The 13,497-nt window shown below is 41.3% G+C and carries 12 protein-coding genes and 1 other annotated feature; of the genes, 11 read left to right on the forward strand and 1 reads right to left on the reverse strand.

Annotated elements, in window-relative coordinates:
* Nucleotides 1-129: 129 nt before the first annotated feature.
* Nucleotides 130-1,608: an oligosaccharide flippase family protein gene (locus GEZ85_RS04200; RefSeq protein WP_153209746.1), complete on the reverse strand. Its 1,479-nt coding sequence runs from the start codon at nt 1,606-1,608 to the stop codon at nt 130-132.
* Between the two features lie 124 nt (nt 1,609-1,732).
* Between GEZ85_RS04200 and mecA the strand changes: the two genes are divergently transcribed.
* The 11 genes from mecA (at nt 1,733) to GEZ85_RS04255 (ending at nt 13,492) form a co-directional block, all read left to right on the forward strand.
* Complete coding sequence (mecA, locus tag GEZ85_RS04205; RefSeq protein ID WP_153209747.1) at nt 1,733-2,470, forward strand: adaptor protein MecA; 738 nt, start codon at nt 1,733-1,735, stop codon at nt 2,468-2,470.
* Nucleotides 2,471-2,621: 151 nt separating this feature from the next.
* Entirely contained in the window at nt 2,622-3,908 is a 1,287-nt protein-coding gene (locus GEZ85_RS04210; protein WP_153209748.1) for a homoserine dehydrogenase, read from the forward strand.
* Nucleotide 3,909: 1 nt separating this feature from the next.
* Nucleotides 3,910-4,779 (forward strand): homoserine kinase, encoded by an 870-nt coding sequence (gene thrB / locus GEZ85_RS04215; RefSeq protein ID WP_153209749.1) that lies wholly within the window; start codon nt 3,910-3,912, stop codon nt 4,777-4,779.
* A gap of 75 nt (nt 4,780-4,854) precedes the next feature.
* Nucleotides 4,855-4,977 (forward strand): hypothetical protein, encoded by a 123-nt coding sequence (locus tag GEZ85_RS10480; protein ID WP_265482685.1) that lies wholly within the window; start codon nt 4,855-4,857, stop codon nt 4,975-4,977.
* A gap of 60 nt (nt 4,978-5,037) precedes the next feature.
* Nucleotides 5,038-5,976: a peptide-methionine (R)-S-oxide reductase MsrB gene (msrB, locus tag GEZ85_RS04225; RefSeq protein ID WP_153209751.1), complete on the forward strand. Its 939-nt coding sequence runs from the start codon at nt 5,038-5,040 to the stop codon at nt 5,974-5,976.
* A gap of 55 nt (nt 5,977-6,031) precedes the next feature.
* A complete protein-coding gene (locus GEZ85_RS04230) occupies nt 6,032-7,756 on the forward strand; it encodes an ABC transporter ATP-binding protein (protein WP_153209752.1) in 1,725 nt (574 codons plus the stop codon).
* Nucleotide 7,757: 1 nt separating this feature from the next.
* Nucleotides 7,758-9,506 carry an ABC transporter ATP-binding protein gene (locus GEZ85_RS04235; protein ID WP_153209753.1) on the forward strand — a complete coding sequence of 583 codons (1,749 nt, stop codon included), beginning with the start codon at nt 7,758-7,760 and terminating at the stop codon, nt 9,504-9,506.
* A 250-nt stretch (nt 9,507-9,756) separates the two neighbouring features.
* A complete protein-coding gene (locus tag GEZ85_RS04240; protein WP_153209754.1) occupies nt 9,757-11,016 on the forward strand; it encodes a TRZ/ATZ family protein in 1,260 nt (419 codons plus the stop codon).
* A 76-nt stretch (nt 11,017-11,092) separates the two neighbouring features.
* Nucleotides 11,093-11,228 (forward strand) — a sequence feature (ribosomal protein L10 leader region).
* Nucleotides 11,229-11,266: 38 nt separating this feature from the next.
* On the forward strand, nt 11,267-11,767 hold the full coding sequence (gene rplJ, locus GEZ85_RS04245; RefSeq protein ID WP_153209755.1) for a 50S ribosomal protein L10: 501 nt from the start codon (nt 11,267-11,269) through the stop codon (nt 11,765-11,767).
* Nucleotides 11,768-11,839: 72 nt separating this feature from the next.
* On the forward strand, nt 11,840-12,208 hold the full coding sequence (rplL, locus tag GEZ85_RS04250) for a 50S ribosomal protein L7/L12 (protein ID WP_001196965.1): 369 nt from the start codon (nt 11,840-11,842) through the stop codon (nt 12,206-12,208).
* 279 nt (nt 12,209-12,487) lie between these two features.
* Entirely contained in the window at nt 12,488-13,492 is a 1,005-nt protein-coding gene (locus GEZ85_RS04255) for an NADP-dependent oxidoreductase (protein WP_020903208.1), read from the forward strand.
* The last annotated feature ends 5 nt before the right edge of the window (nt 13,493-13,497 follow it).

The raw sequence follows: 13,497 nt of genomic DNA on the forward strand, positions 1-13,497 counted from the left end.
ATATGAATCTTTCTAATGAGTTGTTTTGTCGCTTTTCATTATAGATCTTATGGGACTTTTTTTCTACAACAAAATAGGCTCCATAATATCCATAGGGGATTTACCCACTACAAATATTATAGAACCCTTTTAGTTTCTTATGATCTTAGCTAATACTAGGTTCAGTGCATAGTGAAGTGTTTTATCCTTAGTGAGAAAGAGTGTTAAGAGATAGTAGATTCCACAAGTAGCTATGGTAGAGAGAACCATGAGAATCATATTGAGGTTCACCGTATAGGAACTGATTTGGAAAGTCATCTTGAAAATATAGAAGATTGGGATAAATCCAAGGGATATGAGACTATAACGTGTTAAGGTCATAAAGATTTCTTTTAAATTAATTAGTTGATGTTTCTTAATAAAATGAATTTCTAAGAGAACAACGATGGCTTCCGCAATAATGGTAGTAGCAATATAATACTCAGGGGCAAAAATATTATTGATATACAAGATACAGTTGAAGAGGAGATTTGCTCCCCCACCAGCAAAGTAGAAAGCGGTCAAGCGGTTCTCGTGGTCATTGATAAAGATAATTTGCTTACCAAGAATCAATTCAATAGCCCAGATAATGGTTCGAAAGGCGAAGACGCTGGTCACGATACCTGCCTCAAGATACTTTTCAGAAGAGTAGATAACCGTTGCGTACTTTCCCAAAATCATAATCCCAAAACTAGTTGGAATCATGAGAAAATAGAATAATGATGCTGCTTGATTTACAAGATAATTATAAGAATTGTAATCCTTTTTCCCGAGGTAGTAGCCGAGACGTGGAATGCTGACACTGATAGCTCCACTTAAGACACCTGCAATCAGCATAACGATGCTATAGGCAATTGTATAATAAGAAATATAGTTTTCATCTGGTCCCTTGGTGATAAACATTCTATCTAGCAAGGTATAAAGCATATTGGCATTTGCCAAGAGAAGCATAGTAAAGAGTGGTTTAGAAGCCTTAGCTAACTCGATGAAACCAATTTTGATAAAGGAAATTTCTCTCTTGATCCAAAGAAAACTAAGGAGGTAGTTGAGGATAGTTGTCGCTGTCATGACGATAGCATAAGGAACGATATCATCAGCAGTTTTGACAAAGGCAAAGATGGCGACCAGCATGGTAATCCGAATAATCAATGTCTTGTAAAGGATGAAGGCATAGTTTTCATAAGCCTCGTTCATCCATTCGATATTGAGGAATTGGAAGAGTGCCTGAGCTCCTAGGATGTAGTAAAGGACTTTCAGGTTCTCAATGCTGGTGTCAAAGAAGATAAAGAGGAAGTAGATACCAGTCGTCAGGAGAGAGGTGAAAACTGAGATATAAAACAACTTAGAAAAGACATAGTTGATTTTATTCTTATCATCCTTGACCTTACTGATAGCACGAATCCCGTAGTTGTAGATTCCAAAAGCAGCTAGTGGTATGACAAAACTTGCCCAAGTATTAGCAGTATTGAAATAACCGTAGTTGGATTTGCTGAGAATCCGTGTTAGATAGGGATTGGTTATCAGCGGAAAAACGATATTGAGAACATTGACTAGCAAGCTAGCCAGTGCATTAACTTTTATATTTTTCATTGTACTTTCTTTCTTGTATTGTAAAATGGTCTCTAGTATTATATCACATTCTCGCTTCATTCTTTTGATAAAATCGTAAAAATCTAGTATAATAGATAGAACTGAAAGTATGAGGTTACTAGCAATGAAAATGAAACAAATCAGTGATACAACTTTAAAAATCACGATGTCTTTAGAGGATTTGATGGATCGAGGCATGGAGATTGCTGACTTTCTCGTTCCTCAAGAAAAAACAGAAGAGTTCTTTTATGCCATCTTGGATGAGTTAGAGATGCCTGATAGCTTTTTGGATACAGGTATGTTGAGCTTCCGTGTGACTCCAAAACCGGATAAGGTGGACGTATTTGTTACCAAGTCCAAGATTGACCAAAATCTAGATTTTGAAGACTTATCGGATTTGCCAGACATGGAAGAATTGGCTCAAATGTCGCCAGATGAATTTATCAAAACCCTGGAAAAAAGTATCGCGGACAAAACTAAGGATGATATCGAAGCCATTCAATCTCTAGAGCAAGTCGAAGCCAAGGAAGAAGAGCAGGAACAGGCTGAACAAGAAGTTGAGAGCAAGAAAGAGCCTTACATCTACTACATCCTTTCTTTTGCTAAGTTGGCTGACTTGGTGGCTTTTGCCCAGACAGTGACTTTTGAGATGGAAACTTCTGAACTCTACAAGATGAATGAGCGCTATTATTTGACCATTTTAGTGGATATTGAAAATCATCCAAGTCCATATCCAGCTTGGCTGTTGGCTCGTATGCGTGAGTTTGCGGACGATAGTGATATCAGTCGTTCAGTCTTGCAGGAGTATGGTCAAGTCTTGATGAATCATGATGCAGTGCTCAATCTACAAAAGATTGGATAATCATTTCTGGAAAGCTATTTCTAGATTTTAAGAAGAGCGAATCGTTTGATTCGTTTTTTCTTTTCTATACTGAAATAGTGAATTACTATGATAGGAATTTTCACAAAATTCTGTTATAATGGCTATATTAGAAAATTTCGAGGAGACAAACATGACAGTTAAAATTGCTTTACTAGGATTTGGTACCGTTGCAAGTGGTGTGCCTTTCCTCCTAAAGGAAAATGGAGAAAAAATCAATCAATCAGCACATTCAGAGATTGAAGTTGCTAAGGTATTGGTCAAGGATGAAGATGAAAAGAATCGCTTGCTTGCAGCAGGGAATGACTTTAACTTTGTAACCAATGTGGATGACATTTTATCAGACCAAGACATTACGATCGTAGTGGAATTGATGGGGCGTATCGAACCAGCTAAAACCTTTATCACTCGTGCCTTGGAAGCTGGAAAACACGTTGTTACTGCTAACAAGGACCTTTTGGCTGTCCATGGTGCAGAATTGTTAGAAATCGCTAAAGCTAATAAGGTAGCACTTTACTATGAAGCAGCAGTAGCTGGTGGGATTCCAATTCTTCGTACCTTGGCAAATTCCTTGGCTTCTGATAAAATCACGCGCGTGCTTGGCGTGGTCAACGGAACTTCCAACTTCATGATGACCAAGATGGTGGAAGAAGGCTGGTCTTACGATGATGCTCTTGCCGAAGCGCAACGTCTAGGATTTGCAGAAAGTGACCCTACAAATGACGTAGATGGGATTGATGCAGCCTACAAGATGGTGATTTTGAGCCAATTTGCCTTTGGCATGAAGGTTGCATTTGACGATGTAGCCCACAAAGGAATCCGCAACATCACACCAGAAGACGTAGCTGTAGCTCAAGAACTTGGCTATGTAGTGAAATTGGTTGGTTCAATCGAGGAAACTCCTTCAGGAATTGCTGCAGAAGTAACTCCAACCTTCCTACCTAAAGCACACCCACTTGCCAGTGTGAATGGCGTAATGAACGCTGTCTTTGTAGAATCTATCGGTATTGGTGAGTCTATGTACTATGGACCAGGTGCTGGTCAAAAACCAACTGCGACAAGTGTTGTGGCGGATATTGTCCGTATCGTTCGTCGCTTGAATGATGGAACCATTGGTAAAGATTTCAACGAATACAGCCGTGACTTGGTCTTGGCAAATCCTGAGGATGTTAAAGCAAACTACTACTTCTCAATCTTGGCTCCAGACTCAAAAGGTCAGGTCTTGAAATTGGCTGAAATCTTCAATGCTCAAGATATTTCCTTCAAGCAAATTCTCCAAGATGGAAAAGATGGTGACAAGGCGCGTGTCGTCATCATTACACATAAGATTAATAAAGCCCAACTTGAAAATGTTTCAGCTGAATTGAAGAAGGTTTTAGAATTCGACCTCTTGAATACCTTCAAGGTGCTAGGAGAATAAGATGAAAATTATTGTACCTGCAACCAGTGCCAATATTGGGCCAGGTTTTGACTCGGTCGGTGTAGCTGTAACCAAGTATCTTCAAATTGAGGTCTGCGAAGAACGAGATGAGTGGCTGATTGAACACCAGATTGGTAAATGGATTCCACATGACGAGCGTAATCTCTTGCTCAAGATTGCTTTGCAAATTGTACCAGACTTGCAACCAAGACGTTTGAAAATGACCAGTGATGTTCCCTTGGCGCGTGGTTTGGGTTCTTCTAGCTCGGTTATTGTTGCTGGGATTGAACTAGCCAACCAACTGGGGAATCTCAACTTATCAGACCATGAAAAGTTGCAGTTGGCGACCAAGATTGAAGGACATCCTGATAATGTGGCTCCAGCTATCTATGGTAATCTCGTTATTGCAAGTTCCGTTGACGGGCAAGTCTCTGCGATTGTGGCAGACTTCCCAAAATGTGATTTCCTAGCATACATTCCCAACTATGAATTACGCACTCGAGATAGCCGTGGTGTCTTGCCTAAGAAATTGTCCTACAAGGAAGCTGTCGCTGCCAGTTCTATCGCCAATGTAGCTGTCGCAGCCTTGTTGGCAGGAGATATGGTGACAGCTGGACAAGCAATCGAGGGAGACCTCTTCCACGAGCGTTACCGTCAGGACTTAGTGAGAGAATTTGCTACGATTAAGCACGTAGCTAAAGATAATGGTGCCTATGCAACCTACCTCTCTGGTGCCGGACCAACAGTGATGGTCTTGGCTTCTCATGACAAGATGCCGGCGATTAAGGCAGAATTGGAAAAGCAACCCTTCAAAGGCAAACTGCATGATTTGAAAGTTGATACCCAAGGTGTCCGTGTAGAATCAAAATAAAGAATAGAAGATAGGATGGGGAAACTTTCGACCAGAGGGCTTCCTATCCTTTTTTTGAAAAGAAGTTTATACTCAATGAAAATCAAAGAACAAACTAGGAAGCTAGCCGCAGGTTGCTCAAAACATGGTTTTGAGGTTGTAGATGAAACTGACGAAGTTAGCTCAAAATACTGTTTTGAGGCTGCAGATGTAAGCTGACGTGGTTTGAAGAGATTTTCGAAGAGTATTAGTTAAAAACTTGATAAAGGAGAAATAAAGATGGCAGAAATTTATCTAGCAGGTGGTTGTTTTTGGGGCCTAGAGGAGTATTTTTCACGAATTTCAGGCGTATTAACAACCAGTGTTGGCTACGCTAATGGCCAAGTTGAAACGACCAATTACCAGCTACTCAAGGAAACAGACCATGCAGAAACGGTTCAAGTGATTTACGATGAGAAGGTAGTGTCACTCAGAGAAATTTTGCTTTATTATTTCCGAGTCATCGATCCTTTATCGATTAATCAACAAGGGAATGACCGTGGTCGCCAATATCGAACAGGGATTTATTATCAAGATGAAGCAGACTTGCCAGCTATCTATACAGTGGTACAGGAGCAGGAGCGCATGTTGGGTCGAAAGATTGCAGTAGAGGTGGAGAAACTTCGCCACTACATTCTGGCTGAAGACTACCACCAAGACTATCTCAAGAAGAATCCTTCCGGTTACTGTCATATCGATGTGACCGATGCTGAGAAGCCATTGATTGATGCCTCTCACTATGAAAAGCCTAGTCAAGAGGTATTGAAAAAAAGCTTGACTGAAGAGTCCTATCGTGTCACCCAAGAAGCTGCTACAGAGGCTCCATTTACCAATGCCTTTGATCAAACCTTTGAAGAGGGTATTTATGTAGACATTACGACGGGTGAGCCACTCTTCTTTGCGAAGGATAAGTTTGCTTCAGGTTGTGGTTGGCCAAGCTTTAGTCGTCCAATTTCCAAGGAATTGATTCACTACTACAAAGACCTGAGTCATGGAATGGAGCGAATCGAAGTTCGTTCTCGGTCAGGAAATGCTCACTTGGGTCATGTGTTCACAGATGGACCGCGGGAGTTAGGTGGCCTTCGTTACTGTATCAATTCTGCCTCCTTGCGCTTTGTGGCCAAGGATGAGATGGACGAAGCAGGATATGGCTATCTATTGCCATACTTAAACAAATAAAATTGAGAGGGTGGGAGCTTCCCACTTTCTTCATTTTAGAAAATAGAAGGGATTTATGAAACACTTACTATCTTACTTTAAACCCTACATCAAGGAATCGATTTTGGCACCCTTGTTCAAGCTACTAGAAGCTGTTTTTGAGCTCCTGGTTCCCATGGTGATTGCAGGGATTGTTGACCAATCCTTGCCCCAGAGAGATCAAGGGCATCTATGGATGCAGATTGGCCTACTCCTTATCTTTGCAGTGATTGGTGTTGTAGTGGCCTTAATAGCCCAATTCTACTCAGCCAAGGCTGCGGTGGGTTTTGCCAAGGAATTGACAAACGACCTCTATCGACATATTCTTTCCTTGCCTAAGGACAGCAGAGACCGTTTGACAACTTCTAGCTTGGTGACTCGCTTGACTTCGGATACCTATCAGATTCAGACTGGTATTAATCAATTTCTGCGCCTCTTTTTACGAGCACCTATTATCGTTTTTGGAGCCATTTTTATGGCCTATCGAATCTCATCTGAACTGACTTTCTGGTTCTTAGTCATGGTTGTCATTTTGACAATCGTCATTGTAGGGCTCTCTCGATTGGTTAACCCTCTCTACAGCAGTCTCAGAAAGAAAACGGACCAACTGGTTCAGGAAACGCGCCAGCAATTACAAGGCATGTGGGTCATTCGTGCTTTTGGTCAAGAAAAACGAGAGTTACAGATTTTTCAAACCCTTAACCAAGTCTATGCTAGATTGCAAGAAAAGACGGGTTTCTGGTCTAGTTTATTAACCCCTCTGACCTATCTGATTGTGAATGGAACCCTCCTCGTTATCATTTGGCAGGGCTATATTTCAATTCAAGGAGGTTTACTCAGTCAGGGTGCCCTGATTGCCCTTATCAACTATCTCTTACAAATTTTGGTGGAATTGGTTAAGCTCGCCATGCTGATCAATTCTCTTAACCAGTCCTATATCTCAGCCAAGCGAATCGAGGAAGTCTTTTCTGAAGCTCCAGAGGATATCCATTCAGAGTTAGAACAAAAGCAAGCTACCAGCGAGCAGGTTTTACAAGTTCAAGAATTGACCTTTACCTATCCTGATGCGGCCCAGCCTTCTCTGAGAGATATTTCCTTTGATATGAAGCAGGGGCAAATCCTTGGTATTATTGGGGGAACAGGTTCTGGTAAATCAAGCTTGGTGCAAGTCCTACTTGGACTTTATCTAGCAGACAAGGGAAGCATTGACCTTTATCGAGATGGACGTAGTCCTCGTAATCTTGAGCAGTGGCGGTCTTGGATTGCCTATGTGCCTCAAAAAGTCGAACTCTTTAAGGGAACCATTCGTTCCAACTTGACTTTGGGTTTCAATCAAGAACTATCTGATCAAGAACTCTGGCAATCCTTAGAAATCGCGCAAGCCAAGGATTTTGTCAGTGAAAAGGAAGGTCTCTTGGATGCTGTAGTTGAAGCAGGAGGGCGAAATTTTTCAGGTGGACAAAAACAAAGGCTGTCTATTGCACGTGCAGTCTTGCGCCAAGCACCATTTCTCATCCTAGATGATGCGACCTCAGCACTGGATACCATCACCGAGTCCAAGCTCTTGAAAGCTATTCGAGAAAATTTGCCAAATACGAGCTTAATCTTGATTTCTCAACGGACTTCGACACTTCAGTTGGCTGACCAGATTCTCCTCTTGGAAAAAGGTGAGCTCCTAGCTATTGGCAAGCACGAGGAATTGATGCAAACTAGTCAAGTTTATCGTGAAATAAATGCATCCCAACATGGAAAGGAGGACTAATATGAGACGACAAACTGCAAACCAGACGCTCAAACGTTTGGCCATAGATTTAGCCAGTCATCCCTTCCTCCTTTTCCTAGCCTTTTTAGGAACCATTGCCCAAGTTGGCTTATCGATTTACCTACCTATCTTGATTGGGCAGGTCATCGACCAGGTCCTAGTGGCTGGTTCTTCACCAGTTTTTTGGCAGATTTTCCTCCAGATGATTTTGGTAGTCATAGGAAATACTCTGGTACAATGGGCCAATCCTCTTCTTTATAATCGCCTAATCTTCTCTTATACCAAAGACTTGCGAGAACGAATCATCCATAAGCTCCATTGTTTACCGATTGCTTTTGTGGATCGGCAAGGAAGTGGAGAGATGGTTAGTCGTGTGACCACAGACATAGAACAGCTGGCAGCTGGTTTGACCATGATTTTTAACCAATTTTTCATTGGTCTCTTGATGATTTTGGTTAGTATTCTAGCTATGCTACAAATTCATCTCCTCATGACCCTCTTGGTCTTGCTGTTGACGCCACTGTCTATGGTGATTTCACGTTTTATTGCCAAACGATCCTATCATCTCTTCCAGAAGCAAACGGAGACGAGGGGAATTCAGACTCAGTTGATTGAAGAATCTCTTAGCCAGCAGACTATTATCCAGTCTTTCAATGCTCAAACAGAGTTTATCCAAAGGCTGCACGAGGCGAATGCCAATTACGCAGGCTATTCTCAGTCAGCCATCTTTTATTCTTCAACGGTCAATCCTTCGACTCGCTTTGTAAATGCACTCATTTACGCACTTTTAGCTGGAGTGGGAGCTTATCGTATCATGATAGGCTCTACCTTGACCATCGGTCGTTTAGTGACTTTTTTGAACTATGTCCAACAGTACACCAAGCCCTTTAATGATATTTCTTCTGTTTTAGCCGAGTTGCAAAGTGCTCTCGCTTGTGCAGAGCGTGTTTATGGAGTCTTAGAGAGTCCTGAGGTAGCTGAAAGTGGTAAGGAAGAGTTGACCAGTGACCAAGTTAAGGGAGCTATTTCTTTTAGACATGTCTCTTTTGGCTATCATCCTGAAAAGATTTTGATTAAGGATTTATCTATTGATATTCCAGCTGGTAGTAAGGTAGCCATCGTTGGTCCGACAGGTGCTGGCAAGTCAACTCTTATCAATCTCCTCATGCGTTTTTATCCCATTAACTCTGGAGCTATCTTGCTGGATGGTCGTTCCATTTATGACTATAGTCGTGCCTCTTTACGCCAGCAGTTTGGCATGGTGCTACAGGAAACCTGGCTCAAGCAAGGGACCATTCATGACAATATTGCCTTCGGCAATCCTGATGCTAGTCGGGAGCAAGTGATTGCTGCTGCCAAAGCAGCCAATGCGGACTTTTTCATCCAACAGTTGCCACAAGGATATGATACCAAGTTGGAAAATGCAGGAGAATCTCTCTCTGTCGGTCAAGCACAGCTCTTGACAATTGCCCGAGTCTTTCTGGCTATTCCAAAGATTCTTATCTTAGACGAGGCGACTTCTTCCATTGATACGCGGACAGAAGTGCTGGTTCAGGATGCCTTTGCAAAACTCATGAAGGGGCGTACAAGCTTTATCATTGCCCACCGCTTGTCTACCATTCAGGATGCGGATCTGATTCTTGTCTTGGTGGATGGTGACATCGTGGAGCATGGTAATCATCAGGATCTCATGGCTCGAAAGGGCAAGTATTACCATATGCAGCAAGCTGCCGCTTTTAGCTCTGAATAATCCATTCTCTTTTGAAAGTTTATGGACGAAAAAAGTTGCCTTCGGGTGACTTTTTTGTTACAATAGCTAGAAAAATTATTCACTGTAATACTCAATGAAAATTAAAGAGCAAGCTAGGAAGCTAGCCACAGGTTGCTCAAAGCACTGCTTTGAGGTTGTAGATAAGACTCAGTAACATATACCTACGGCAAGGTGAAGCTGACGTGGTTTGAATTTGAGTATAAATTGTCTTTTAGAAAAGGAGCCTAGAATGAAAGTCTTTCAGCATGTAAATATCGTGACTTGTGACCAAGATTTCCATGTTTATCTAGATGGAATCTTAGCCGTTAAGGATTCTCAAATCGTCTATGTTGGTCAAGAGAAGTCAGAGATTTTAGAGCAAGCTGAGCAGATTATAGACTATCAGGGAGCCTGGATTATGCCTGGTTTGGTCAATTGCCATACCCACTCTGCTATGACAGGCTTGCGAGGAATTCGAGATGATAGCAATCTCCATGAATGGCTTAATGACTATATCTGGCCAGCAGAAGCAGGATTTACTCCCGACGTGACTACAAGAGCGGTTAAAGAAGCTATGATAGAGATGCTCCAGTCGGGAACAACAACCTTTAACGATATGTATAATCCCAATGGTGTGGATATTGAACGGATTTATAAGGCAGTGAAAACTTCCAAGATGCGTTGTTATTTCTCACCGACTCTTTTTTCTTCAGAGGCAGAGACAACTGCTGAGACCATAAGCAGAACTCGAGCAATCATTGAGGAAATTATTGGATATAAAAATCCAAATTTCAAGGTGATGGTAGCCCCACATTCTCCCTACAGCTGTGATAGAGACTTGCTGGAAGAAAGTTTAGACATGGCAAAAGAGCTTGCTATTCCAATCCATATCCACGTGGCGGAGACCAAGGAGGAGTCAGGAATTATCCTGAAACGATACGGCAAACGCCCCCTCGCCTTTCTTGAAGAACTGGGTTACTTAGATCATCCGTCTGTCTTTGCTCATGGGGTCGAATTAAATGAGCTAGAAATTGAACGCTTAGCAACTTCTCACGTGGCTATCGCCCACAATCCTATCAGTAACCTCAAATTGGCATCAGGGATTGCTCCCATCATCCAACTGCAAAAAGCAGGAGTGGCTGTGGGAATTGCGACAGATTCAGTTGCTTCCAACAACAACCTTGATATGTTTGAGGAAGGACGAACAGCAGCTCTCTTACAGAAAATGAAGAGTGGAGATGCCAGCCAGTTTCCAATCGAAACAGCTCTTAAGGCACTGACAATCGAAGGAGCTAGGGTCCTAGGAATGGAAGAACAGATAGGAAGTCTGGAAGTAGGTAAAGAGGCAGATTTTCTCGTTATTCAACCACAAGGGAAAATTCATCTTCAACCCCAAGAAAATATGCTCTCTCACCTAGTCTATGCTGTCAAGTCCAGTGATGTAGATGATGTCTATATCGGCGGAGAACAGGTTGTTAAGCAAGGTCAAGTCCTAACAGTAGAACTTTAAAAGAAAAATCACGAAAAAATTTTAAAAAAAGTTTGCAAAAATCTTGCATTCTTTTTTTGACTATGCTATACTTATATACGGTTTGAAAAAACTGCCTAAGACAGTAGGGGAGCTCGACTCATAAATATCCTACCGAGGACAAAACGTATCATGTAAAAAGAAGCGTATTGTACTTTCGTGTCTAGGTTTGGGCGCGTTTTTCTTTTGGAAAAATTCCCCAAGCAAAATAATAACGGAGGTGAACACACTAATGAGTGAAGCAATTATTGCTAAAAAAGCGGAACTAGTTGACGTAGTAGCTGAAAAAATGAAAGCTGCTACATCTATCGTCGTTGTAGACGCTCGTGGTTTGACAGTTGAGCAAGATACAGTTCTTCGTCGTGAGCTTCGTGGAAGCGAAGTTGAGTATAAAGTGATTAAAAACTCAATCTTGCGTCGTGCAGCTGAAAAAGCTGGTCTTGAAGATCTTGCATCTGTATTTGTTGGACCATCTGCAGTAGCATTTTCTAACGAAGATGTTATCGCACCAGCGAAAATCTTGAACGACTTTTCTAAAAACGCTGAAGCACTTGAAATCAAAGGTGGTGCAATCGAAGGCGCTGTCGCATCTAAAGAAGAGATTCTTGCTCTTGCAACTCTTCCAAACCGCGAAGGACTTCTTTCTATGCTCCTTTCTGTACTTCAAGCGCCAGTGCGCAACGTTGCTCTTGCAGTCAAAGCGGTTGCAGACAACAAAGAAGACGCAGCTTAATCTTAAGCTACGCAGCGTAGCCTAGCTACGAAAATCTATTATAAATTTAAAACATATTTGGAGGAAATAACAATGGCATTGAACATTGAAAACATTATTGCTGAAATTAAAGAAGCTTCAATCCTTGAATTGAACGACCTTGTAAAAGCTATCGAAGAAGAATTTGGTGTAACTGCAGCTGCTCCTGTAGCTGTTGCTGCAGCTGGTGCTGCTGACGCTGGTGCTGCTAAAGATTCATTCGACGTTGAATTGACATCTGCAGGCGACAAAAAAGTTGGCGTTATCAAAGTTGTACGTGAAATCACTGGTCTTGGTCTTAAAGAAGCTAAAGAACTTGTTGACGGTGCACCAGCACTTGTTAAAGAAGGCGTTGCAACTGCAGAAGCTGAAGAAATCAAAGCTAAATTGGAAGAAGCTGGAGCTTCAGTTACTCTTAAATAATAGAGTAACTACATTAGTAGCTTAAAAACATGATTAAACCGCTATTCTTAGGAGTAGCGGTTTTTATTTTTTTATTACATGGGGCAAAAAAGGGAAAGGAATCTTTAAAAGTGAGGAGAGTTAGATTGAAAGAATCATATTGGTAAATCGAAATGATAGATATTTGTATCATGTCATAAATCGTTATCAAACGATAATATTGATTTTCTTACAAATTAAGAGTATAATTTATAAAAATGAGTGTTCACTCAATTTTTGTGAAATTAAGGAGTAAAGAAAATGGTTGTTGAAGCAATAGAGTACAGTCGTTTCGGTAACGAAGAGGTCTTGGATTTGCTGAAGATAGACTCTACAGCCTTGGAGGTAAATCAGGTGAGAGTAGAAGTTCATGCTGTTGGTTTAAATCCTATTGATTATAAAACTTTTGAGGGAGCGAAACCCCTTCGATTTCTATCTTTTATAACGAAATTAAGGAAACCAAGTCGTTGGTTTGAATCTAAATCATCTTTATTTCCAAGAGGTGTGGGGAGAGATTTTTCTGGAGATATTACAGAAGTTGGAAATGAAGTAACTAGGTTTTCAGTAGGAGATAAGGTGTTTGGAACAATGATTAGCGATCCTGGTTTGGGAACTAATAGGGGAGCTTTAGCAACAGAAATTTGTGTCAATGAATCAGAAATTGTATTGAAACCAGAGATGATCGACATGACTCACGCAGCTACTATGGGAGTAGCTGCTCTAACTGTGGGTGGGGCTTTTAGAAGAATCGGTTTAAATTCAAGAGATACTGTTGTTATTTCAGCTGCAGCAGGAGGTATTGGAAGTATTGCAGTACAGTATGCAGTTGCTAAGGGGGCGACAGTGATTGGAATAGCAAGTAAGAAAAATGCAGAGTATCTGAAGTCTTTAGGTGCTATACCAGTAAGTTACGAAGAGAATATCAAGAAGGCTCTTCTATCAGCTAGTCCAACGCCTATTACAAAATTTTTGGATTGTTATGGATCTGATTATGTTAGATTGGCTTTTAGTTTAGGCTTGAAGGGGACAGCTATTGGGACATTAGTACCTTCACCCTATGTTATGATAAAAGGTGCTCAGTTTACTGGTCCGAGACATTCCACATATGATGATTTTAGCACTTTAGCTGAAATGGTCTCAGACGGGAAGATTCAGCTGAAAATTGATCAAGTGTATGACTTTTCTCTAAAGTCAGTTAGAGAAGCCTATCGTAGTCTGAAAATGGGACACAGTCGAGGCAAAAAAGTCGTAAAAGTAAGAGAGTAGAAGAG

This window comes from Streptococcus mitis, from assembly GCF_009496205.1.
In the GTDB taxonomy this organism is placed as follows: Bacteria; Bacillota; Bacilli; order Lactobacillales; family Streptococcaceae; genus Streptococcus; species Streptococcus mitis_BN.